The following is a 24033-nucleotide window of genomic DNA, read 5'->3' as shown; positions in this document are numbered from 1 at the left end:
AAAAATGAACTATTTGAAAAGAAACAGAAAAAAGATGGTTTTATTGACATTATATGGGTTTTATGGGCATTCTGTTGTGGTAGAAAATAGTAAAATAGAGAGTGTCTATCCAGTCGAAAGGGAGTAATTGAATAAAAAGTCACATTTTCAGCGAAAGTACGTTCCCTCAAAAATGGGATCTTCTGTTGATGTTTGAAGTGTGACGCCTATGATACGATCATCATAAGCTGGGAGGTGAAAAGTATGACTTATGCAGCGCCGCAAGTTGACTATTCCACTATGGAACCTGCTATTATGGACCAAGCTTGGTTCTTAGTATTTATTGCAGTCCTTCTCGGATTGGGAGCAACAGTTGTTCTAGGAGCAGCAGTTTGGTGTTTAGCAAACGGCAAGGGCAGCTTTACAGGAGCCGTTCAGTGGGAAAGTGGCTTAAAAGTCCAAATTGAATGTAAGTAGCTATACTTAGGATTCATCTTTTTACTTCTAGGATAAGACACCAGGGCTAAACCGTCTGTGGCGGGCGGTTTAGCCTGATCTGTTTTTAAAGAATATGCAGACACTTGGAGGTTATATGTTTACGATCGAGAATTTAACCAAGACGTATAAAAATAATGTGACTGCTGTCAATGATTTTCATTTAAAGATCGCCCCTCATCAAATCGTTGCTGTTGCTGGACCGAATGGATCCGGTAAAACAACGATGATTAACTGTATACTCGGGATTATTAAGCATACAGAAGGAACGATTCATATAAAGGATGTCACAAATGATGATCCATCCTTTAAAAAACAAGTAGCCTATGTTCCAGATGACCTGCTGCTCCCTGAAGCATTGACTGGTGCTGAATATTTAGAGTTTGTTTCTTCTATGTATGAATGTAAAACAATTCAAAGAAGAAATCAACTAATTGAATTGTTCGATATGGAATCGGCTTTATCTAGACCGATTGAAACCTATTCACATGGGATGAAAAAAAAGACACAGCTGATTGCTGCCTTTATGCTTGATAGTCAACTGGTGATCATGGATGAGCCCTTTAGAGGACTTGATATTGAAGCGGTTATAAACACAAAGAAACTGATGAAACGTTATGCCGAGCACCATGGTGCAATTTTGCTTTCAACGCATGATATGCTTTCAGCTGAAGAGCTGTGCCACAAAATCGCCATTATTTCTAAAGGAAATAAAATGGATGAAGGAACAGTTTCAGCTTTAAAAGAGAAGTATCAATCAAGCACACTGGAACAGGTGTTTCTGAAAGCTTCAATGTTAAGTGATAGGGGTGCACATTTTGATGAAATCATTAATCATTTCTAAAATGATGCTTAAAATGTGGCAGCAGGAGATGTATAAGCTCTTTGATACTCAAACGAAGCGAATCATTGTGGTCTTATTCTTTTTGTTTGCCGTCACAATGGGAGCCATCATTGGATACAGCTTTACCGGTGTCTTTATGAAGGCGTTCTTAAATGGAGATGAACGTTCACTTGGGTTGTTGGTTGTGTCGATGGCCATCAATGCATCCATTTTTACCAGCTTGTTATTTGTGCTGATCAAAGTCAGAACACCTGAACAAGATCGTTTTTCTATGCAGCTCAGCTGGTTTCCGCTTTCCACTTTTCAGAAAAGTCTAGGTTACTTCATTCCGATGGTGATAGTGGTGACAGGGCTTGTTTTGTTTTTTATCGGTATCTTGCTTTTGCCTAATTTTATTGCTCAAGGAATGGGTATTTTCTTTATCTTTACGTTCTTTTTGATGGTGCTGCTGCAATCGCTGTTCGTCTTAACGCTGCTTCAGCTCATTTATAACATGACTTATTTACTCGTACTAAAGTTAAAATTACCGTTGCAAAAATTTGCAGCGATATTTGTTTTATTGGTGTTGGTTGTAGCGTATGGCATGACGCATTTCGACATCAACCAAATACAGCAATCATATGTACAGTTTGATTATCATTTGATGTATTTGACAACACCGTTTTTCTTAGCGGCACAAGGGATGTCTCCTGATGGGGTGAATCCTGCAATGTTGACCCTCTTCATCCTATTATCTGCGGGCGGCGCATTTATTTCTCTCGCTTTGATGCCGATTATGGCTGAGAAAAAAGCGTTAACCTTTCTGCACAAACTGCCATTTTCATCTTCAAAAAAGTGGTCACTCATTGTAAAGGAAATGAAGTCACAGGTGCGAAATGAAGAAAATATTTTAAACTTTCTCATTCTCCTCATTGTGATCTTATTTGTTCGTTATCAGTTTGCCTTCCGTTTTGATGGAGAAGCTTTTTTTGTCCTATGTGCTTTAGCTGGATTAACAGCCTTTAATTCATTTGGCAATGATAAACGAATGCTTGGCATGTATAAAACATTTGGTCTAAGGTCGTGGGAAGTGGCTCTTTATAAGTTTCTAGGACTTTTGCTCGTTGGTGTGATGCAAATGGCTTTATTTATGATCACAACATTGACACTCCCTGATCAGATCTGGATCGTTTTGCTTGGTGCCACTGTCTTGTGTAATGCGACTGCTCTGTTTTATGTGGTGGGTATCTTACTGCCTCTTGATCGAAATAATCCATACACAGGCATTTTTTCGTTTGGAGCGCTTATTTTAATCATGATTCCGATTGTCTTTATTGGAAATTATGTGATAGGGGAATCGAGTCAAACGCTTCAGTGGCTGCTTGTGGCAGGATTTGAATGTCTGCTCATCTTTGCCATATATAAAGGTTTTTCATGGAGGTATTCACATGATTCAACTTCTTAACAGTAAGCTAAAGATTGAGCGGATACCGGCACTTGCGCCGTATGTGACCTTACAAAAAAGGCATCTGACTGATACGCAGTATGGAAGTTCACTTCCGATCAATGAAAGTGCATATCATATGTTAACGAAAGTTGATGGTCAGAGGACAGAGGCAAGTATTACAGCAGAGCTGGCTGATTTGTTTCAGGTCGATGAGTCTGTGATTGCTCGTGATTTCTATCAACTGATGATGGGGCTGAATCAGCATCATTTGTTATCGATTCATTATCAATCGCCATATCGGGCTGTGACAGCCTGCTGTCAATTTTTTAAGCAGTATCAAGTAAAGATGAAGGAGCGGTTTGATTGCACAGGGCATTCATTCCTTCACCTATTGGGGACTGCTTTGCTCATGGTAACGCGCAAAATCATCTTTTTCTGGATGCTCTTTATGATCATGGCTGGAATCGCCTTTTTATTTATTCCAGATCCATCAATTGCGGCCATCGCCATTTATTTTACGATTATTTATTTCGGATTAATAACTGGAACCGCCTTGCATGAGGCGGCACATGGGTATGCACACCGGAAGTTCGCCGGCCGGGATGGTCCACAAGGTTTTTTTGCGAGCGATATGATGTCCGTGAAATTTGTGAGACCTGTACTAGAGCCATTTCAGAAAAAACAAGTATGGATTACACTGCTTGGTCCGCTCTTGCCTGGTGTAATCGGGGCAGCTGGAATCATTGTGACTGTTTTATTTTTGGATGAAAATCCGATTTCGACAGGCTTTTTCATTTTTTCAATCACGTATTTTATTCAATTGCTCTATCTTCTTCCGTTTATGGGAGATGGGAAGTCTATTATAAAGCAGCTATTGCTTGGTGGGATGGGAGGACAACGATCATGAACGTTCAAGCAATAAAACAAGGGGCAATTGTTGGTAGTTTTCTAGGATTTTTAGGCTATCCAATGCTGACAATTGGTGTATTGTTCTATCATTTATTTCAATCAAAAACAAATGATGAATTATTATTTAACAGTCTTGCTTTTGAGATGGAAGGTTCATCAGCTTTTACATTCCAAATCAAGCCAAATTTTTTTATTTATATGGTTGTGATTTTTGCTGTGAGTTTTCTCATTGTGGCACTGCTCTCGTCGATGAAGCAGAAAAAAATGAAAGATTAGGAGAACTATCCTAATCTTTTTTTGTCTATTCAACCAAATTTTAGTATAATGAAGAATAAACATATAAAAGGGGATTATTAATGATTAAAAAATGGAGTATTCTTTTATTATCTGTTTTTCTATTAGCAGGATGCAGCGAGAAGGCGGCAGAAACACCGACGACAGAGAAGACGGTATCTAAAATAGAAACAGAGCCTGTCTCTAAAAAACAAGTGACCATCGAAAACATGAAACTGACAAAGAAAGAAAAAAACTTACTCGATGCATCAACCCCAAATGAAATGGTGGCTCTTACATTGAAAGGACTAACGAAGAAGAATAAGAGTATCACTTTTATTGGGAGTCATTACAAAAATGGCCGGCTAATTGATAAAGAAGCATCATCTGCCACTTTTACTTTACATCAAGATGGAACTGATCAAACGCTGAATGTGCTCTTTCAATTAAACCATGAGAAAGATACATATACATCACAATTTAGTATTTGGTCAGACAAAAAGAATGATGTGACGAAAGCTACATCAAGTTTTCCATTCAAAGTAAGTGATTATGTATTTTCTGCACAATCAGAATCTGTTACATTGGCTTCAGGAGAAAAAGCGCTCATTGCGTACACAGCGTCAATGGGGAAAAATGGGAATTCGCCTTTTCTAGAGCAAGTTGAGAAGAACCCGAAGCAAGCACTGAAGAATATGTCGCAGGCCTATTTATTTTATATACAGCTAGACAAATAACTATCGTAATATATATGGAGAATATGAAGATTTTTTGACGAAAAATTTTCATATTCTCTTGACGAATGATGAAGAAAGTTGTAACATAATAAAAGTCAACGCAATGATGTTGTCTTTAAAAGATTGATGCGGGTGTAGTTTAGTGGTAAAACCTCAGCCTTCCAAGCTGATGTCGTGAGTTCGATTCTCATCACCCGCTCCAATACATAATTTTGTGTATAACGCAGTATTTCGTTTCATAGATAAACGAAGTGTTGCGTTTTTTATTATGTCAGTATAATGGAAAAAGCACTGTCAGCCTACAGTGCTTTTTCCATGAGTTCATATTTACTTTCTCCACCATGTATTTGTATAAACATCTTCGTCAAGGATTGTATAAGCGCTTCACTCTTTTCCCGGGAAATAGATGGCGGGAAGAGGATAATTTGAAGAATGTTCTCTGTGTCCTGGGAAATGTGTGCTTGACTTGCCTGAGAAAATAACCCTTTAAGACCTGCACCGTCCTGCCATTCAATATGACCCGTATCAGTCTTTGTCAATGACAATGGGTCTTTAAGACGATCGGCATCTAATGTAAGGATAGGCAAGAAATATTTTAACGAAAAAAATATCGACAAATCCTGTACGGAATTGGTCGAGTCAATAAATTGTTCCTTTTGAATATCAGAAAGAAGGGGAAGAAAAGGGACGCCTTCTAAAAGACCAGTCCATTCTTTGATCTCTGGCACTTCTTCCAAGAGTTGATCCTCATACTCGAAAAATAAAGATTCTTGAAACAGGCGTAATCGGCCTTTTAGCATTTGAGGTGACTTTCCTACCTCAATATGTGAATATTCAATCTGTCCAACATGGATAGACGGGCTTTGAGGTTGAGAAATTTCCATATGTATCTTCACAGTGACTCACTCCAATCGGTCATGATACACTCGTATTATACTGAAAACAACTGAAGAAACAAAGAAAGGAGGTTTGCAAGGTGATTCATGTTGGACAATTAAAAGAAGAATTGATTCAATATGCGAACGAAATTGGTGTCGATAAAATTCGATTTGCAAGTGCTGATACATTTGATTCATTAAAGGACCGCCTCATCTTACATGAATCGTTGGGGTATTTGTCCGGCTTTGAAGAACCTGATATCGAAAAACGAACAAATCCTGCTTTGCTGCTTCCAAAAGCAAAATCAATTGTTGCCATTGCGCTCGCTTATCCTTCCAAAATGAAAGATGCTCCCCGCAGTACAAAGGATGCGAGAAGAGGAATCTTTTGCAGGGCTTCATGGGGAACGGATTATCATGTTGTACTGAAAAAAAAGCTTGATATGCTCGAGGAATTTTTGCGAAGCAAGCATGAAGATATACGTACGAAATCAATGGTGGATACAGGTGAACTGTCTGATCGTGCTGTAGCAGAACGTGCTGGCATTGGCTTTAGTGCAAAGAACTGTATGATTATCACACCTGAGTTCGGATCTTATGTGTACTTGGCTGAAATGATCACAAATGTCCCGTTTGAACCGGATGAGAAAATTGAAGAACAGTGCGGGACATGCAATAAATGTGTGGACTCATGTCCAACCGGTGCTCTTGTGAATCCAGGACAATTGAATTCTCAAAGGTGTATTTCGTTTTTAACTCAGACAAAAGGGTTTTTACCTGACGAATTTCGTTCGAAAATAGGGAATCGATTGTATGGATGTGATACGTGCCAAATAGTTTGCCCAATCAATAAAGGGAAGGACTTTCATCTGCATCCTGAAATGGAGCCGGACCCTGAAATTGCAAAGCCGCTCTTAAAGCCGCTGCTGACGATCAGCAATCGTGAGTTTAAGGAGAAGTACGGTCATGTTTCGGGATCATGGCGTGGGAAAAAGCCTATTCAGCGGAATGCCATTTTGGCACTTGCTCACTTTAAAGATACATCTGCCTTGCCAGATTTGGTTGAACTGATGCATAAAGATCCAAGGCCGGTCATTCGAGGCACAGCCGCTTGGGCAATTGGCAAAATTGGCGATGAGCAGCAGCTGTCAGAGCTGGAAAAAGCCCTTGAGCGGGAAAGTGATGAAGAAGCAAAACAAGAGATCATCAAAGGGATCGAGCTGTTACAGACACCTTTAAATACTAAATAACATCCCTTTGAACATAGAATGAACCAAACAGAGATTTTAAAAAAAAGTTTGGTGGTGTCTGTGTGAAACAATTATTAGAGCAAACGTTAGAAGACAGGCTGGCCTATTTATTAAATGGCAGTACGATCAAACAGCCGCAGCTTGTGTCGGATGTGGACGCAGTGGAACGGAAAAAAGAGCTTTTTGCTAGAAGACAGGTTGAGATTGTGAAGGCGAAAGCAAAAGCAAAACTTCTAGGTTCCATGATTCAAGATGATGGCGTTCAGCAAGTGGAATATCTTGCGCATCTCACTTATGTCTGTAAGGATATAGACGATTCTTTTTATTTAGAGGAACAGGTTGAGAAAAGAGAAGCGTTTCTTTATCATGACATGCTTGTGAAGGATCGTATGGTACAAGAGGAACGGCAAAACGAAGAGCAGGTTGATGAGCGCTTCCAGCACGAAGAACAATTCGGGAGAGCCTTTCACTATGACCGGCGGGCAGCCGTGCAATATGCGGAGACGTACTGGAATAAACGGAATCCAGCCTATAAAAATTTTGAAGATAACTGTACAAATTTTATTTCGCAATGCCTAAAAGCAGGGAATGCACCAATGAGAGGATATCCGAATCGCGGATCAGGCTGGTGGGTGCGTTCACATACGTGGAGCTACAGCTGGACGGTGGCACATTCGATGAAAAATTATTTAGCGAATTCTAAAGCAGGATTAAGAGCGAAGAAGCTGAAGGAGCCGCAGGAGCTTCAAATTGGTGATGTCATTTGCTACGATTTTGAGGGGGATGGAAGGTATAATCATACAACGATTGTCGTTGACCATGATAAAGGCGGGATGCCTCTTGTGAATGCACAGACGTATGACAGCCGCATGCGGTACTGGTCATATGAGGATTCAACCGCTTATACACCAGCTATCCGTTATACGTTTTTTCACATTTTGGACGATGCCGCGAAAGATAGTTAATGGTATAATGTTGAGCGGAAAAGAAAATTAGAGGTGAACTTTTTTGGGACTTCATGTCGTTTTATATCAACCAGAAATTCCAGCTAATACTGGAAATATTGCGCGTACATGTGCAGCAACAAATACAACACTCCATCTGATTCGTCCGCTTGGTTTTTCGACAGATGACAAAATGCTGAAGCGTGCAGGACTCGATTATTGGAAATATGCCAATGTCGTCTATCATGATTCATTGGATGAATTGTTTGAGGCGCATCCGAAGGGACAATTTTTCTATATTACGAAATTTGGTCAAAAGCCGCATACAACGTTTGATTACTCTCAGTTAGATGAAGACTATTTCTTCGTTTTTGGCAGAGAAACAAGTGGATTGCCGAAAGATTTAATTGAACGCAATATGGACCGCTGTCTTCGTTTACCGATGACAGAGCATGTTCGTTCACTTAACCTGTCCAATACGGCAGCGATCCTAGTTTATGAGGCGCTTCGCCAGCAGCAATATCGGGATCTGATATAAGGTCATAATGTAAGCCGGGATTCCTATCTTGGCTTTTTTTAGCGGTCACGCCGACTTCGCTTCAGGTGTCAGTCAATCGAGCTTGATATGAAAGCGTAGAAAACAACGAACTAAATAAAAAAGGATGTTCCGCTGATGGAACATCCTTTTTTTCATTTACCAGGCTTGCCTTCGTAGCCAGCTGTGAAAATGGATACTAAAAACGTAATGATGACGCCCATCATAATGACCGTTCTCATATAAGCTCCCCCTTATCCCTTTGTTCCTTCGCTGCCGGTTTCATATGTTGTGAAGTTCGCCTTGAAAAGCAGGAGAAGAAGATCATTTTTCTCCTGTTTTTCCTTTATTATGAAGGGTCTTGCAGATGGTTGTCAATTCAGTTTGCCAATTCGTCATTTTGAAGAACGAAAGCATGTAATAGGACGCCTCCGCATAGATTGTAAAACAGTATCTGATTTCTAGCTTCAATCTTGAAAGAGGAGGTTCATATGGATATTTTAAAGAAAATTGAACAGCACAGAGAAGAAGAGCAGCGTCTTAAATGGGAAGGCACATTCAGCGATTATTTAGACATTATTAAGGAAAATCCACTGGTCGCTCAATCTGCTCATTCTCGCGTTTATCATATGATTAAAGACAGCGGGATTGAAGAGGAGAATGGGGTCAGAACCTACAAATTTTTTGATCAGGAGCTTTTTGGATTAGAGGAATCACTGGAAAGGCTAGTAGAAGAATATTTTCACCCTGCTGCTAAGCGATTAGATGTCAGAAAGCGTATTTTATTGTTAATGGGTCCAGTCAGTGGCGGGAAATCCACGTTAGTGACAAGGCTGAAACGAGGGCTTGAAGAATATTCACTGACAGATAATGGCGCAGTTTATGCGATCAAAGGCTGCCCAATGCATGAAGATCCGCTTCATCTGATTCCACAAAATCTGCGGGAAGATTTCTATAGAGAATATGGCATACGTGTGCAGGGGAATCTATCTCCACTGAATATGATGAGGCTGGAAGAGGAATATGGCGGCCGCATTGAGGATGTAAGGGTGGAACGTATTTTCTTCTCAGAGGACAAACGGACCGGTATTGGTACCTTCAGTCCGTCTGATCCGAAATCGCAGGACATTGCTGATTTAACAGGAAGCATTGATTTTTCAACCATTGCTGAATTTGGATCAGAATCAGATCCTCGTGCGTACCGGTTTGATGGGGAACTTAATAAAGCAAACCGCGGGATGATGGAATTTCAAGAGATGTTAAAGTGTGATGAGAAATTTCTATGGCACCTTCTGTCCTTAACGCAGGAGGGAAATTTTAAGGCGGGCCGTTTTGCGTTAATTAGTGCGGATGAATTAATTGTGGCGCATACGAATGAAACGGAGTACCGGTCATTTATTTCTAATAAAAAGAACGAGGCACTGCATTCAAGAATTATTGTGATGCCTATTCCTTATAATTTAAAGGTGACAGAGGAGGAACGCATTTATCATAAAATGATTTCAGAAAGTGATGTCTCAGATGTTCATATTGCACCGCATACGCTGAAGGTGGCCGCAATGTTTTCTATTTTGACGAGACTCAAAGAGCCGAAGCGGTCTGATATAGATTTGGTGAAAAAAATGCGTCTGTATGATGGGGAAAGTGTCGAAGGCTTTCAATCGGCTGACATTGATGAGATGAAAAAGGAATTTCATGACGAAGGAATGAGCGGAATTGACCCGAGGTATGTCATTAACCGCATTTCATCCACCATTATTCGAAAGAATATGGAATCGATCAATGCGCTGGATGTTCTTCGTTCCTTAAAAGAAGGGCTTGATCAGCATCCGTCCATTTCAAGCGAAGACAAGGAGCGTTATTTGAATTTTATTTCAGTTGCGCGTAAAGAGTATGACGATATAGCGAAGAAGGAAGTTCAAAAGGCATTTGTGTATTCCTATGAAGAATCTGCGAAAACGCTCATGGATAATTATTTGGATAATGTCGAGGCTTACTGCAATAAAAACAAACTGCGTGATCCGTTAACAGGTGAAGAAATGAATCCTGATGAAAAACTCATGCGTTCCATTGAGGAACAGATCGGTATTTCTGAAAACGCCAAAAAGGCATTTCGAGAAGAAATTCTGATTCGTATTTCCGCTTATGCGAGAAAGGGCAAACGCTTTGATTATAATTCGCATGAGAGATTACGAGAAGCCATTCAGAAGAAGCTCTTTGCGGATCTGAAAGATGTAGTGAAAATTACGACATCGACGAAAACGCCAGATGAACAGCAGTTGAAAAAGGTCAATGAAGTAGTGGCTCGGTTGATTGATGAGCATGGCTATAATTCCACAAGCGCAAATGAACTCTTAAAATATGTAGGCAGTCTTCTGAATCGTTAATAAATGAAGGAGGCATTATTGGCGCAAACCCGCACCGATAATGTCTTTTTTAGAAATAATCGTCATTTCGATGACAGGCAGCATACGATAAAGGAATCATTGATTACAAGAAGTGTGCAAAAAGGTGAGGAGGGGGATGGATGTCCCGGCAAGAAAAAAGTCAGTTTATTGTTTCACAGGAAGACTGGTCCCTCCATCGAAAAGGCTTTGACGACCAGCAGCGTCATCAGAAAAAAGTCAAAGAGGCGATTAAAAACAATTTGCCGGATCTTGTCACAGAGGAAAGCATTATTATGTCTAATGGCAAGGATGTTGTCAAAATTCCGATCCGTTCTTTAGATGAATATAAAATTCGGTACAACTATGATAAGAATAAGCACGTGGGTCAAGGGGATGGAGACAGCGAGGTTGGCGATGTGGTCGCTCGGGATGGATCAGATAGTAAGCAAGGACAGGGGAAGGGGCAAGGGGCTGGAGATCAAGCAGGTGAGGATTATTACGAAGCAGAAGTCTCATTAATGGATCTAGAGGAAGCGCTGTTTCGTGAATTAGAACTGCCAAATCTTAAACAAAAGGAGCTTGACGACATCATTGTTGAGCAAATTGAGTTTAATGATATTCGCAAAACGGGGCTAACAGGCAATATCCATAAAAAACGAACGATGCTGTCGGCATTTAAACGAAATGCGATGATAGGAAGCCCTTCCTTTTATCCCATCTATCCAGAGGATATCAAATATAAGACGTGGAATGAAGTCACTAAACCAGAGTCGAAGGCGGTTGTCCTAGCGATGATGGATACGAGCGGTAGTATGGGACTTTGGGAAAAGTATATGGCGAGGAGCTTTTTCTTTTGGATGACACGTTTCTTACGGACAAAGTATGAGACGGTCGATATTGAATTCATTGCCCACCATACGGAGGCAAAGGTCGTAGATGAGGAGCATTTCTTTTCTCGTGGTGAGAGCGGGGGAACCATTTGCTCGTCTGTCTATCGAAAGGCACTGGAGCTTATAGACGAACGATATCCACCGTCACGATATAATATTTATCCTTTTCATTTTTCAGATGGTGACAATTTGACCTCTGACAATGCCAGGTGCGTGAAGCTCGTTTCTGAGATTATGAAAAAAGCCAACCTATTCTGTTATGGTGAAGTGAATCAATATAACCGACATTCGACGTTAATGTCAGCATATAAGCATATTCAGGATGAGAAATTTAAGCATTATATTTTGAAGCAAAAACCGGACGTTTTTCTCGCATTAAAAAAATTTTTTCAGCAGGAAGAAGTTCTTTCTTAAAGAGAACATTTGAAAAAACCTTTCAGCATAAGGGCTGAAAGGTTTTTTGTGTTGAGAAGGAAGGGATCGCCAGAAAAAAAGTAAAACTTTCTCTTTGACATTTCAATTTTCATTTATTAATATTTAATCTTGTTAAATATATTTTTCAAAAAAGATGCCGATCGTCTTTTCTTCTTTTTCTGCTTTTTGCTCATGAGTGAACAATACGTATAAATGGGCTGCACACCACTTTTCAGCGGAGTAGAGAGAGGAGAAACATGCAGCGTATGAGCTTGTTTCATATTCTGTCAGATGATGGGCATTCTAATCTTGCTAAAGCAGATGACACTATATGTTTATACATGAAAGGAGAAACAAAACATGAACAGAGGACGTTTATTGTTAACGAATATTATTGGCCTTATTGTGATTCTTGCCATTATTGCTGGAGGTGCTTATTACTACTACGAAAGCACAAACTTTGTCAAAACGGACGAAGCAAAAGTGACAGGCGACATGTATCAAATTACAGCACCAGCAGCTGGACAAATCAAAGGCTGGAACATTGATGAAGGTGACGAAGTGAAAAAAGACAGCACCGTTGCAAAGGTTGAAGGAGAAGCAAAAACAAACATTAAAGCAGTAGCTGATGGCACATTAGTCAAAAAAGAAGTACAAAACAACCAACAAGTGCAGGCAGGTACAGTTCTTGGTGAAACCATTGACCTAAGCAAGCTTTACATTACAGCAAATATTAAAGAAACAGACATTAAGAACGTTGAAAAAGGTGACAAAGTCGACATCGTTGTAGACGGCGATCCTGATACAACATTTGAAGGAACTGTTGAACAAATTGGTTATGCGACGAACTCAACATTCAATATGCTTCCAGCAACAAATTCAAGTGGTAACTATACGAAAGTCACACAAAAAGTAGCAGTGAAAATTTCTATTAAAAATCCATCTGACAAAGTACTTCCAGGTATGAATGCTTCTGTCAAAATTTCATCTTAATGATGACTGATATCAAAAAATGAAAGGAGGTTGTCTGAGATGGCAAATCAACCTGCAGCGACAAAACAGGGAACAGGCTCCTTGTCTTTACTGATCATTTTAATGGCCGGTTTGTTCGTAGCGATTTTAAACCAAACGCTTTTGAACGTAGCCATGCCCCATTTGATGACTGAATTTAACGTGAGTGCGACGACCATTCAGTGGCTTACAACAGGTTACATGCTTGTCAACGGTGTGCTCATTCCGTTATCTGCGTTTTTGATCACACGTTTTGGTCAGCGCAGCTTATTCCTCGTGGCGATGATTTCATTTACACTAGGGACCTTTATTTGCGGTATTGCGCCGAACTTTTCTACGATGCTCATTGGCCGTTTGATTCAGGCAGTCGGTGGCGGTATCTTACAGCCGCTCGTCATGACAACAATCCTTTTTATTTTCCCTCCGGAAAACAGAGGGAAAGGAATGGGGATTTTTGGTCTTGCGATGATGTTTGCACCAGCGGTTGGACCAACATTATCGGGTTATATTATTGAACATTATTCATGGCGTATTATGTTTTATGGACTTGTACCAATCGGTGCGATTGTCATTATCGCGGCTTTCTTTATGTTTAAAAATATTGTAGAGCCTAAAAAAATCAAGCTGGACAGCCTTGGAGCGATTCTGTCGATCGTTGGTTTTGCTTCGCTTCTATACGGAGTGAGTGAAGCGGGAAGTGATGGTTGGACAGATCCAATCGTTCTATCTACGATTATTATTGGTGCGATTGCGATCATTCTTTTTATTTTCCAACAGCTAAAAGCGGAAAATCCGATGCTCGATTTCCGCGTGTTTAAATACAGCATTTTCTCATTATCAAGTGTCATTAACATTATCATTACCGTTGCCTTATACACTGGGATGTTCTTACTTCCGATCTATTTGCAGAACCTTGTTGGGTTTACTGCATTGCAATCGGGATTATTAATGCTTCCAGGGGCACTTGCGATGCTGATTATGTCCCCAATCTCAGGGATCTTGTTTGATAAATTTGGACCTCGTCCGCTTGCCATTTTGGGGATGCTGATTACCGTTGTGACCACATACGAGTTTACAAGGCTGACGATTGATACTTCTTATAGTCACATTGTGCTCATGTATGCAGTACGTGCCTTCGGTATGTCACTCTTGATGATGCCTGTCATGACTGCTGGGATGAACCAGTTGCCACAGCATTTAAACAGTCATGGTACAGCGATGTCTAATACATTAAGACAAATTAGTGGTTCGATCGGTACGAGTTTGATCACGACGATTTATACAAATCGGACGACATTCCATTATTCCAATATGGCGGATCAAACGAATACAGTTGACCCGTTCTTTATGAATTCATTCCAGACGGCTGTGTCAAATGTGATGCATCATATGGGTATGACAGCAGAAGCTGCTCAAAAATATGTATACACCCAGCTCTTTACAAAAGCACAGGTCGATTCAAACGTGATGGGTATTAATGATGCTTACATGTGGGTGACATTATTCTGTGCGGCTGGCGTGATTCTCAGCTTATTCCTGCGCGATGTACGTAAGGATAAAAAGCGAAAAGAAAAGCAGGATAAGAAACAAGAAATGACATTGCTTCCAGCACCTAAGGAAGCAAACCAAGATGCAAGATAAGTGTGGAGGGACCGTACATGAAAATTTATGTCGTATACGATAGTGAAGGTGACCATACAAAAGCACTTGCAGAAGCGATTGCAGCGGGCGCAGGTGAAACAGAGCAAGCTGAGGTGTTCATTGATCATGTGAAAGATGCGGATATTCGCAAGCTTGATCAAATGGATGCGATCATTTGGGGTTGCCCTGGTCACTTTGGTACCATTAGTTCAGGATTAAAAACATGGATTGACCGCCTTGGCTACTTATGGGCAGAAGGAAAACTGATTGATAAAGTCGGTGCTGTTTTCTGTACAACGGCTACAACACACGGCGGATTAGAAATGACAATGCACAATTTGATTACACCTATGTTCCATCAAGGGATGCTTGTGGTTGGTCTTCCTGGAAATGTTCCAGAGAATGCGTTATACGGTTCTTATTATGGAGCGGGTGTGACTTGCCCAATTGATTCTGATGAAGTGATTTCTGCAGAAGGCATTGAGCTGGGGAAAGCATTAGGAAGACGTGTAGCATCAGTCACTGCGTCATTTAAGCGATAAGGAGAGGGTTCTTTTGGCGACGATTATTGTAGCGTTAGCAGCTGCTATTCTAGTCATTATTGGATTAGTAGCGTTCAATGTCAGACACGCTTCGGTCGAGAAGGAAGAGGTCAAAGAAGATGTGTCTAATCAGCCTCACGCGCCGCGCAGCGAGCCAAAAGTTGCGGCGAGACCTGTAGAGCCTGTTGAGGAAGAAAAAGCGTCAGAGTCTTCTCGAACGGACGATACGGCGTCTGGCGACGATTTCTATAGACAGGCGCTTCAAAAGTTTAAACAGCCAGAACCACCTGTCAAAGAAGAAGAACCAGAGACGAAAATGAATGATGATATGTATCGTTCTGCTCTGCAAAAGCTTAAGCAGAAGGACAAATAAAAAAGAGAACCTCTCAGCAGGTTCTCTTTTTATTGCACAAAAAAACCGACGGCAGAAGCCGAGCGGTTTTCCTTCACTCTATAAAGTGCTAAAAGAGCAATGCTCTTAAATTACGCTTTGTTAACGTTAGCAGCTTGTGGTCCACGGTTACCTTCAACGATTTCGAAAGAAACTGCTTGACCTTCTTCTAAAGTTTTGAAGCCTTCGCCTTGGATAGCAGAGAAGTGAACGAATACATCGTCTTGACCTTCTACTTCGATGAATCCGAAACCTTTTTCAGAGTTGAACCATTTTACTTTACCTTCTAACATGAAATTTCCTCCTAAAGCGATCTTAACGCTTAAATTCACTATTCTTGCTCTTACACAAACTTCAAAGACGAAAACTATTTCAAAACTTTCTTCTTAAAGATGATACGAACAAAAATAATTACCTTTACTTTACCAGTGTTTGCGGGAAAAAACAACTGTTATACGAAAACTTTTTTAAAAATAATTAGCGCTAACAAATTGAGGAAAAAGCTTATCTGAAATGGTCTCTTTTTCGCTTTGAAAAGCTCACTTGGTTTCGGCCTGACTGCTTCGCTTTATAGAGCTCCTGGTCCGCTATAATCGGTAATTGTTTGATGTTTTCACTTGCTCCTGTATCATAAGCACATCCAAGTGACACCGTGATGTGAATAGACGTTCCGTTTTGTAAATAAATCGGCTGGTCCGCTATTTTTCTCCGCAATCGCTCTGCAATTTGCCATGTTTTTTCAACTGAACAATTCGGTAAAAGCACAGCAAATTCTTCACCGCCAATTCGCCCGATATAATCAGAGCTTCTTGTGTTTTTGATCAGCCTTGTTCCGATTTCTTTTAAAACAATATCTCCCTCATGATGCCCATATTGATCATTGATGGATTTAAAATAATCAATGTCTAGGTAAATAAGGGACATTTGATAGATAGGCTGCTTTAATTTGAGAGCAAAAGCGTCACTTAATACCTCATCAAACTTCCGTTTATTTAACACACCAGTTAAAAAGTCATAATGAGCTTGGAATTTATACAAATTTAACAGCTGATAGGCTTTTGTTTGATGCTCAATGACATAAAAGTTAAATAATCCGGCAATATACGAGAAAATCCAGTAAGCGACATGCAGTTCAAATGTTGTTTCATGGACGATGGTGATAAATAAAATGGTCGCTATGACGTTGCTGATCGTAATAGATAACAGCATTTTTACGACATGATTGATATGACGTTCAGCAATCAAAAAAGAGGCTGTTGCGATAAACGTCATAGAAAAAATATTGATGAAAGAAGCGACGTTGACTTCAATTAATAATCGCCCGATGATGACAACACATGCTGCGATGAACGTTTGCGCGATGCCTCCGTAAAATGCCGTTAAAATAAGGGGAATATGTCTTAAATCGATGATGGCTGGTCCTGCTTTAATAGAGAAAAACATTAAGAGGACACCGAGTAACCCAGAAATCATGCCTTTGCATACTTGTCTAAGCAGGGTATCTTCCTTCTTTAGAAAATTCTCTTTAAACACAAGCATCAATAAATAATGGAAAGTAACAAGAATTGTTAAATTAATAAAGAGGTCTCTTAGCAAAATAAAATCACCTTTTTAAAATTACTAAAATTTGTTGCAAAAGAAAAGGGGAGTAAGATAATTAATAAAAAATTTCACTTATGAGGGGGTTAAAAAATGGGGAGAAAACAATTTCCAGATCAATCGGACTGGCTTTCTTTTTTTGAGACGAGGCCTGTTGAAGGGTTTGAACGAGATATGCCTATTGAATATCAAGATCTAACATTTCGGTTTGAGAATCAAGAAGAGCGATTTGTGGTGACGATGTTACTTGGGGTTCAAGAGTTTTCTTTAAAGGCTGTTCGAAAAAAAGATGCATCCGTTTTAGGCGTGTATGATTTTAAAACCGTGAGACATGTCGAAATAAAAAAGGACCGGCAGCATGAGAAAGAGCTTTTGATCATACTAGATGATGTGGATCGGTTTGTTATCACGGTCGAAATCACCTTTTTGCCTTCCTTCTCCATGATGGTGAAAGAGCACTTTTCAGGAGAGTAAACAGGAGCCTTTTTCGTGAAGGCTCCTGTTTTGATTATTTGTGCTCGATGTCATTGAGCACTTGCTGAATAGATTCATCATCCATGACATTCATGACATTTTCATCAATGTGAAGTGACTGTGCGTAAGATTCTCTTGGCTTGTGGGTTTGATGCGTAGTTGATGATGATGGCTGCTGCTGTGATTGGTTTGTCTGGACAGCGGTGAAAGCCTGTTTAATCATTTGACCGACTTCAGCCGTTCCTTTAGATTCTTTCTGTGCATGCGATTTCGAATGTGACTCATGGCGAGATGGCTCATGACGGTTATGATCGTGGTCTTTCATCATTAAGGACAAGTTCATTTGTGTCATGCGGCTGATTCTTTTCCGTAATACAGGGGAGAACAGTGCAATCACCGCTGTCGAAGCGGCGATCATTGCGCCAGTGCTCATGCCTTTTCTTCTTTTAAACAAACGAATCCCTCCAGTTGATCGTGATGATACTTCTTCATCATGTTTAGGATGACCAAAGAAGGCTGAATTATGAATTCATTTTCCTGAAATAGAGGATGTGTGCATAAAAAGCCTGCTGGATGAAAAACCTATGAACAAAAGGAGGGATAATTGATGAATAAGAAATGGATGCTTTCTTTACTACTCGTTCCGACATTGATGACTACTGGGTGTGGAATGAATAATCAAGGCGATGAGCGAAGAGGAACAATGAATCAGCAGTATGAAAATGTCACATATAAGAACGAAAACATGAGACAGGATCAGCCAAATGTTCAAACACCTCAGAAGGTCAAAGTGGCAGACAAAGCGTCAGAGCTTGTTGCTAACATGTCTGAAGTGAAAACAGCGAACGTACTTGTCACAGGGAAAAATGCATTTGTTGCCGTTGTGCTTGAAGGCAATAAAAGCGGTGATGTCACAGATGATTTGAAAAAGAAAATTTCTGATAAAGTAAAATCTACTGATCAACAAATTGATAACGTGTATGTATCCGCTAATCCAGACTTTGTCGATCGTATGACAGGGTACGGAAAACGTATTAGAAGCGGAGAACCAATTTCAGGATTCTTTGACGAATTTACTGAAACCGTTCGACGTGTTTTCCCTGAATCAAAATAGCTACGACAAAAGCCGTATGTCAAATGCGGCTTTTTTGTTTGGAACCGCACCTTGCGCACCTGAATGCATAAAGTAAAAAATAGATCACCTCTTGTTGATCTTTGTTTTTTCATAGAGAGAAAAAGAGGTTGCAGGATGAATTCAGGTGGGGAGTAAATGAAAGCAAAACCGGTATTGATTCATAAAAAACTTGTAAGCGGAATGATTGCAGCAGGTTTGATTTTTTATGCGTTCACCGCATATTTGATTTATGTTGCGTTTCAGCTGACAGGACAATATTTAGAACAGCAGTCCTCTCCGAAAACAGTATTAACGGAGGGACTCAATAAACAGGTCTATGAACATATTAGAATTTACTATGCAGAGGAAGAGGACGCCTTTGTCGATTTGACCATAGAGGCGCTGGAAAAGGCCAAGAAGAGAACGATGTCAGTGTTTCAGTTTGAACCTGACAAAGCGTTAGATATCATTTACTTTGATGATAAAGAGACGATCGAGCAATTTGCAGGCATCAAGCATATTACGGGTTTTTACTCTGATTATGATCGCATGATTGGATTATACCCAGATAAACGGGAAGAATTGTTGAAAAAAGAGACACTGCCCTTATACTTTTTCAACACGTTATTCATTCATGAGTATGCTCATTTCGTTTTCTATGAAAGCGTGCATGCATACAAGGTGTCTCCAGTCATCTTTCCACTTTGGTTCCATGAAGGAACAGCAGAATGGACGGCCTATGATGTGCTGAATGCCACGTCTGAACGGTTCGATGTCATTCCTTTTCAATCTCTTCATTCTGATCAAGACTGGCAGAATTCTCGAACGACGTATGAGACAGACGTCTATTTACAAAGCTACTATATGATCTATGAGTTGGTACAACTTTATGGACGAGATATCATACATGAGATCATGGAGGAAACGGCGAAAACCGGCCGTTTTGATAGAGGTTTTGAACAAGCGACAGGACAACGTCTCACAAATTTTGAAGAACACTTTACACTGATCTATCAAAGAAAAAACGGCTGACCAGGAAAATAGGTCGGCCGTTTTTTGTCTAATGAAGCGGCTTTTGCTGATTGGCTTTGCTTGGCGGCATTTGAACTTGTCCCTGCATAGGGGCAAAAGTAGATGTCATCGCTTGCATGTCTTGAGTTGTAAGCTGCGGAACTTGATAGTAGCCATGTTTGTTTTGATATAAGAAAATTTCATACGCCATTTCAATAAAGTTCGGAATTTGCGCTGCAAGTACCCGTCTAACGACAGGATTTGTTACCTCTAAAGCGGTCATTGACAGTAATCCTGCATGTGATTTCACGAGACCGAGCATATGCCCTGTAATCCCTGCGTCTTTTACGTCCTGCAATGACTGATTCGGCTTCTTCGGCTGTGACGGTTTAATCCCATATGTGACCTGTGTTTGTTCTTTCATCATATAAGTAGCAGTGTCTTCACTAGGCTTTTGTCCAGTAGAAAAACAATCTACCGTGACATTGTACTGCGACAAAATGAATTGATATTGTCGATCTAAGATGTCGGATAATGCAGGATCTTGGATGAACTGCCGAAAGATCATGTATTGATCCAAAATATTAATGGTGCCTGCTAAAATTTCATGTAAATCGAATAACTCGTGCCCGCCATGGTTGAATTCAGGCTGCTGAGCATGTCCTTGTCCGAATGACTGTTGATCGTTTTGCATAGAAATTCCTCCTATTGTTTATACATTCTGTTTTAATGTGAGGAAATTTTCCTTCTTTCATACAAAAAACATTATTTACAATTAGAGGGTTTTCTTCCTTTTTGTCGAAAAAAAGTATCAGACGAATGAACATGGGGGTAGCAGATGCAGGACAAAATCATTAATCGTTTGATAGAAGACGAACATGTGCAGGCACCAGTGATTGGCATCGGTGTTTCGCCGTTTGAGCAGCATCATCTCGAGGCTTTTTTTCAATCATTTCCACATGAATTAAATGCCTCTTTTATTGTTGTGCAAAATCATGTGACGGACGATTGTGTAATTGATTTGGAAGCACTTGTTTTACCGATTGGCTACCGGGCAAAAACGATTAAACATGGTGAGAAAGTCATGCAAAAAACGATTTATGCTTGTCCGCAGCATGTAGTTGTGACATTGACAGAAGATAAACGGCTGCACATATCGGAGCAGCTTCCAACGAACAAGACATGCGCTGTCAATTCGTTGTTTCAGTCACTTGCCAGCGTGCAAAAGGAAGAGGCCTATGCGATCTTTTTCCAAAAAGGCTATTGTGTAGGAAGTGGTTTGCTTCAATTAGTTGAGCAAGGCGGTACAGCCTTATCATGCAGTGAGACAAATAATGAGCTGGATAGTATGCAAACATTTCAAGACCCTTCTGCACTTGCGGCTTATATTGGAAACATCATCACGGCTTCGCATATCGATATTTCCAACCCTGTTTTGGTCAGAATCATTGAACGTCTTGAAATGCATAAAGGAATTGCATTTTCAACCTATGACAAGAATAGGCTGCTCTCTGTTCTTCAAAAAAGAATGCGGAGTGCCAAACAACCGATTTCATCATTGGCAGATTATGATCGTTTATTAGACAGAGAATCAGATGAGCTTGATCGCCTACATGTACAGCTTCTCAGTGGGACGACTTCTTTTTTTAGGGATATGGAAGCTTTTCGTGTATGTGAACATAAGGTCATTCCGTCGATCATTGAAAATACAATGAAAAACGGGAAATCTCGATGCCGCATTTGGATTGCAGGCTGTTCTACAGGTGAAGAAGCCTATTCTTTTACGATTTTATTTTTAGAAGAACTGAAGCGAAGACAAGTGTCCGTTGAACTTCAAGTGTTTGCAACAGACATCAACCGAAAAGCCATACAAAGGGCAAGTAAAGGGGTGTTTTCCGCTGAGTCTATGGCGAGGATTCCAGAAAAATGGAAGACGCGATATTTCGAAAAGAAAGGTGACGCTTATATTGTGAAGCAGTCGCTTAGAAAACATATCGTCTTTGCTCCTCACAATTTATTGATTGATTCACCTTTTATCCACCTCGATTTTATCAGTTGCCGAAATGTTCTGATGTACTTCCAGCCAGAAGTCCAAAAACGAGTATTATCCCGATTCCAATATGCATTAAAGGATCAAGGGATGCTGATACTAGGGCCGAATGAAACGGTCCCCAATATACCTCGTTTATTTCATTTGTTCAATGAAAAGTGGAACATTTATACCCACTCAAACGTTTCTAAACACAATGTGCCTTGGGCGCAAGACTCGTGTGATATGGAGTTAAAAGAACGAGCTGCCCAATATATGAAAGAAATCGCTCAGGATGACGCCTGCATCATCATAAATGATTGCGACAAAATCCTCGCAATGTCAGAGGGTGCCTCTTCTTTTTTAGAACATACAGAAGTGTCAGATCAATCTTGTAAATATGTAACACCAGATTACATGAAAGAGATGTTGAGTCAATCCTTTCAAAAGGTGTGGACAGAAGAGACCGAAGTGGTATTTCAGCATGTCCTCATTTCTGAAAATGGCAGACAGCAGTATGTTGATTTTACAGTGAAAAGTTTTGATCGCCGTTTCAAGGGAGTATACGTCATTCTCATTCGAATGAGTGAGAGAGGAAAAAATCAAAAGAACGGCAGGGACAAAGAGATGCAAGAGCAGAATTCAGTCTATCAACAGCGAATTGTCGATTTAGAAAACGAGCTCAATGAGGTGAAACAAAAGGAGCAGGAAGCAAGAGCCGAACTAAAAGAAAAAAACATGCAGGTAGAGAAGCTTGAGAAAACCCATGAACATTTTATTAATATCATAAACAATTTGAAGGTGACAAGAGAAGAACTGTACCGGCCATCTGTGAAGCCAGAGATTGCCACGTTGTTTGTCGACCGGGAAATGAATATTCACTATAACACACCTACAGCTGCCTCTTTATTTACTTCAGCTCAAGCCCGGAACCAGCAAACTTTTCAATCAATGGCGAAGAAGCTCACGCAGGAAATACTCTATCATGACATTCAATCTGTCATGTCGGACAGGCGCATCATCGAACGTGAAATTGAAACAAACGATGGAGAACAATTCATCGTGCATATCACACCTCACTATGAACAGGATCATGAGGGAGCGGTGATGACTTGGTTCAAAATGACGGAAATGACGAAATTGAAGCAGGCACTTCATCTTTCGGTGACAGCACTAGATAACAGCCATATTCATATTGTGGTCGCAACGGAGGAAGGGGTCATTCAATGCGTGAATCAGCGCTTTTGTCAGTTTGTACAGAAGCATGAATACAACCTGATCGGGAAAGATGTTTTTTCTGTCTATCAAGCGTTGTGTCAATGTGATGATTTAGCTAAGCAATGGGACGTTTGTTTAAGAGAGGGCAGCTGGTCTGGGGAGTTGTATTTTCACGATTTATCCGGACGTGAGCGGTGGGAGAGAGTCTCATTACATCGAATTGATGATCCTGGCAAAATGCAGACATCCGTCATGCGCATTTCAGAGGATATTACGAGTCAAAAGCAGTCGGAGAAAATGCTGATGAAGTCAGAAATGCTGTCGGCAGTTGGTCAGCTTGCAGCTGGCATTGCCCATGAGATACGAAACCCGCTTACGTCGTTGAAAGGCTTTTTGCAGCTGATGATTCAAAGTAAAAAGTATCAGAAGGATTATGCGGATGTCATGATGTCAGAGTTTAACCGGCTTGAAGCGATTATTAATGAATTCCTTGTGCTCTCTAGAAGCAAGTCTGTTAATTTTGAGCCAGTACATGTCAATCTTCTGCTTGAAGAAGTCATTATGGTTGTTGAATCGCAGGCGGTCTTAAAAGGAGTGTCCATTCAAAAAAAACTTTCTCCATCACTCCCTAACATTCAAGGCATACCGAATGAACTGAAACAAGTCTTTCTGAACATTCTTAAAAACGGAATTGAAGCGATGGATGGTGTGAGAGGTGTGATCCAAGTGACCTCCATGCTGAAAAATAATCAAATGATGCTGATATTTGAAGACCAAGGAAAGGGCATACCAGAAGATGAGATTGCGAAACTGGGTGAACCGTTTTATACAACGAAAGAAAAAGGGACGGGACTGGGATTGATGATGACGATTAAAATTATTGAAAGCCATGGCGGTACCATTCGTTTTGAAAGCAAAAGCTTTGAAGGGACGCGCGTGATTATTACGTTTCCAACGAATTCTTAGGGATAAGTTTTACATGAAATCCATCCAGCATCAATATTTACTTTGTACACTATGAGAGATGAAGCTCAAAGGGGAG

General features: G+C 40.4%; 24 protein-coding genes and 1 tRNA gene. 20 read left to right on the top strand and 5 right to left on the bottom strand.

Going from position 1 to position 24033, the window contains the following annotated elements; all coding sequences use genetic code 11:
• Positions 1–243: 243 nt before the first annotated feature.
• From GPA07_RS15290 to GPA07_RS15260, 7 genes are all read left to right on the top strand, one after another.
• Positions 244–456: a hypothetical protein gene (locus tag GPA07_RS15290; protein WP_008358673.1), complete on the top strand. Its 213-nt coding sequence runs from the start codon at positions 244–246 to the stop codon at positions 454–456.
• A gap of 115 nt (positions 457–571) precedes the next feature.
• The gene (locus GPA07_RS15285; RefSeq protein WP_008358675.1) at positions 572–1318 is read left to right on the top strand and encodes an ABC transporter ATP-binding protein; all 747 of its coding nucleotides are present in this window, start codon (positions 572–574) and stop codon (positions 1316–1318) included.
• Positions 1296–2762, top strand: a complete 1467-nt coding sequence (locus GPA07_RS15280; protein WP_157292919.1) for a hypothetical protein — start codon at positions 1296–1298, stop codon at positions 2760–2762. Before GPA07_RS15285 ends, GPA07_RS15280 begins: the two co-directional genes overlap by 23 nt.
• The gene (locus GPA07_RS15275) at positions 2746–3651 is read left to right on the top strand and encodes a PqqD family protein (RefSeq protein ID WP_157292918.1); all 906 of its coding nucleotides are present in this window, start codon (positions 2746–2748) and stop codon (positions 3649–3651) included. Before GPA07_RS15280 ends, GPA07_RS15275 begins: the two co-directional genes overlap by 17 nt.
• On the top strand, positions 3648–3929 hold the full coding sequence (locus tag GPA07_RS15270; RefSeq protein ID WP_008358682.1) for a hypothetical protein: 282 nt from the start codon (positions 3648–3650) through the stop codon (positions 3927–3929). The genes GPA07_RS15275 and GPA07_RS15270 overlap by 4 nt, the downstream gene beginning before the upstream one ends.
• An 80-nt stretch (positions 3930–4009) precedes the next feature.
• A complete protein-coding gene (locus GPA07_RS15265; RefSeq protein ID WP_157292917.1) occupies positions 4010–4663 on the top strand; it encodes a hypothetical protein in 654 nt (217 codons plus the stop codon).
• Positions 4664–4791: 128 nt separating this feature from the next.
• Positions 4792–4865 (top strand) — tRNA-Gly (locus GPA07_RS15260).
• Positions 4866–4962: 97 nt separating this feature from the next.
• Here the strand turns inward: GPA07_RS15260 and GPA07_RS15255 are convergent.
• The gene (locus GPA07_RS15255) at positions 4963–5559 is read right to left on the bottom strand and encodes a hypothetical protein (RefSeq protein WP_174549222.1); all 597 of its coding nucleotides are present in this window, start codon (positions 5557–5559) and stop codon (positions 4963–4965) included.
• An 83-nt stretch (positions 5560–5642) separates the two neighbouring features.
• Here GPA07_RS15255 and queG point away from each other — a divergent pair, with 83 nt between their 5' ends.
• From queG to GPA07_RS15210, 9 genes are all read left to right on the top strand, one after another.
• Complete coding sequence (queG, locus tag GPA07_RS15250) at positions 5643–6791, top strand: tRNA epoxyqueuosine(34) reductase QueG (protein WP_034739126.1); 1149 nt, start codon at positions 5643–5645, stop codon at positions 6789–6791.
• Between the two features lie 62 nt (positions 6792–6853).
• On the top strand, positions 6854–7756 hold the full coding sequence (locus tag GPA07_RS15245) for an amidase domain-containing protein (protein WP_008358689.1): 903 nt from the start codon (positions 6854–6856) through the stop codon (positions 7754–7756).
• A gap of 43 nt (positions 7757–7799) precedes the next feature.
• Positions 7800–8273, top strand: a complete 474-nt coding sequence (gene trmL, locus GPA07_RS15240) for a tRNA (uridine(34)/cytosine(34)/5-carboxymethylaminomethyluridine(34)-2'-O)-methyltransferase TrmL (RefSeq protein ID WP_003211950.1) — start codon at positions 7800–7802, stop codon at positions 8271–8273.
• Between the two features lie 488 nt (positions 8274–8761).
• Positions 8762–10657: a PrkA family serine protein kinase gene (locus tag GPA07_RS15235; protein WP_071167857.1), complete on the top strand. Its 1896-nt coding sequence runs from the start codon at positions 8762–8764 to the stop codon at positions 10655–10657.
• A 140-nt stretch (positions 10658–10797) separates the two neighbouring features.
• Positions 10798–11961 (top strand): sporulation protein YhbH, encoded by a 1164-nt coding sequence (gene yhbH, locus GPA07_RS15230; RefSeq protein ID WP_008358696.1) that lies wholly within the window; start codon positions 10798–10800, stop codon positions 11959–11961.
• Between the two features lie 360 nt (positions 11962–12321).
• Complete coding sequence (locus tag GPA07_RS15225; protein WP_008358698.1) at positions 12322–12954, top strand: biotin/lipoyl-containing protein; 633 nt, start codon at positions 12322–12324, stop codon at positions 12952–12954.
• 39 nt (positions 12955–12993) lie between these two features.
• Positions 12994–14613 (top strand): DHA2 family efflux MFS transporter permease subunit, encoded by a 1620-nt coding sequence (locus tag GPA07_RS15220; RefSeq protein ID WP_157292916.1) that lies wholly within the window; start codon positions 12994–12996, stop codon positions 14611–14613.
• Positions 14614–14630: 17 nt separating this feature from the next.
• Complete coding sequence (locus tag GPA07_RS15215; protein ID WP_008358701.1) at positions 14631–15155, top strand: NAD(P)H-dependent oxidoreductase; 525 nt, start codon at positions 14631–14633, stop codon at positions 15153–15155.
• Positions 15156–15168: 13 nt separating this feature from the next.
• On the top strand, positions 15169–15528 hold the full coding sequence (locus GPA07_RS15210; protein WP_157292915.1) for a hypothetical protein: 360 nt from the start codon (positions 15169–15171) through the stop codon (positions 15526–15528).
• A 110-nt stretch (positions 15529–15638) separates the two neighbouring features.
• Here GPA07_RS15210 and cspB read toward each other — a convergent pair whose 3' ends face one another.
• Together cspB and GPA07_RS15200 are read right to left on the bottom strand one after the other, a co-directional pair.
• Positions 15639–15839: a cold shock-like protein CspB gene (gene cspB / locus GPA07_RS15205; protein ID WP_003212277.1), complete on the bottom strand. Its 201-nt coding sequence runs from the start codon at positions 15837–15839 to the stop codon at positions 15639–15641.
• Between the two features lie 211 nt (positions 15840–16050).
• Complete coding sequence (locus tag GPA07_RS15200; RefSeq protein WP_157292914.1) at positions 16051–17142, bottom strand: diguanylate cyclase; 1092 nt, start codon at positions 17140–17142, stop codon at positions 16051–16053.
• A 96-nt stretch (positions 17143–17238) separates the two neighbouring features.
• Between GPA07_RS15200 and GPA07_RS15195 the strand changes: the two genes are divergently transcribed.
• Positions 17239–17619 carry a hypothetical protein gene (locus GPA07_RS15195; protein WP_157292913.1) on the top strand — a complete coding sequence of 127 codons (381 nt, stop codon included), beginning with the start codon at positions 17239–17241 and terminating at the stop codon, positions 17617–17619.
• Between the two features lie 34 nt (positions 17620–17653).
• On the opposite strand, the gene GPA07_RS15190 is transcribed toward GPA07_RS15195, so the two are convergent.
• Positions 17654–18073: a spore coat protein gene (locus GPA07_RS15190; RefSeq protein ID WP_157292912.1), complete on the bottom strand. Its 420-nt coding sequence runs from the start codon at positions 18071–18073 to the stop codon at positions 17654–17656.
• Between the two features lie 153 nt (positions 18074–18226).
• On the opposite strand from GPA07_RS15190, the gene GPA07_RS15185 reads away from it, so the two are divergent.
• Positions 18227–18733, top strand: coding sequence for a YhcN/YlaJ family sporulation lipoprotein (locus tag GPA07_RS15185; protein WP_008358712.1), 507 nt, complete (start codon positions 18227–18229; stop codon positions 18731–18733).
• A 156-nt stretch (positions 18734–18889) separates the two neighbouring features.
• Complete coding sequence (locus GPA07_RS15180) at positions 18890–19765, top strand: hypothetical protein (protein WP_008358714.1); 876 nt, start codon at positions 18890–18892, stop codon at positions 19763–19765.
• Between the two features lie 28 nt (positions 19766–19793).
• Here the strand turns inward: GPA07_RS15180 and GPA07_RS15175 are convergent, their stop codons facing one another.
• Positions 19794–20438, bottom strand: coding sequence for a spore coat protein (locus GPA07_RS15175; RefSeq protein WP_157292911.1), 645 nt, complete (start codon positions 20436–20438; stop codon positions 19794–19796).
• Positions 20439–20582: 144 nt separating this feature from the next.
• Here GPA07_RS15175 and GPA07_RS15170 point away from each other — a divergent pair, with 144 nt between their 5' ends.
• A complete protein-coding gene (locus GPA07_RS15170) occupies positions 20583–23957 on the top strand; it encodes a CheR family methyltransferase (RefSeq protein ID WP_157292910.1) in 3375 nt (1124 codons plus the stop codon).
• The last annotated feature ends 76 nt before the right edge of the window (positions 23958–24033 follow it).

The organism is Bacillus sp. ms-22, assembly GCF_009759805.1.
Classification (GTDB): Bacteria; Bacillota; Bacilli; order Bacillales; family Bacillaceae; genus Bacillus; species Bacillus xiamenensis.
The sequence above is the reverse complement of the archived record's forward strand: the minus strand, read 5'-3'. Positions and strand labels throughout refer to the sequence as shown.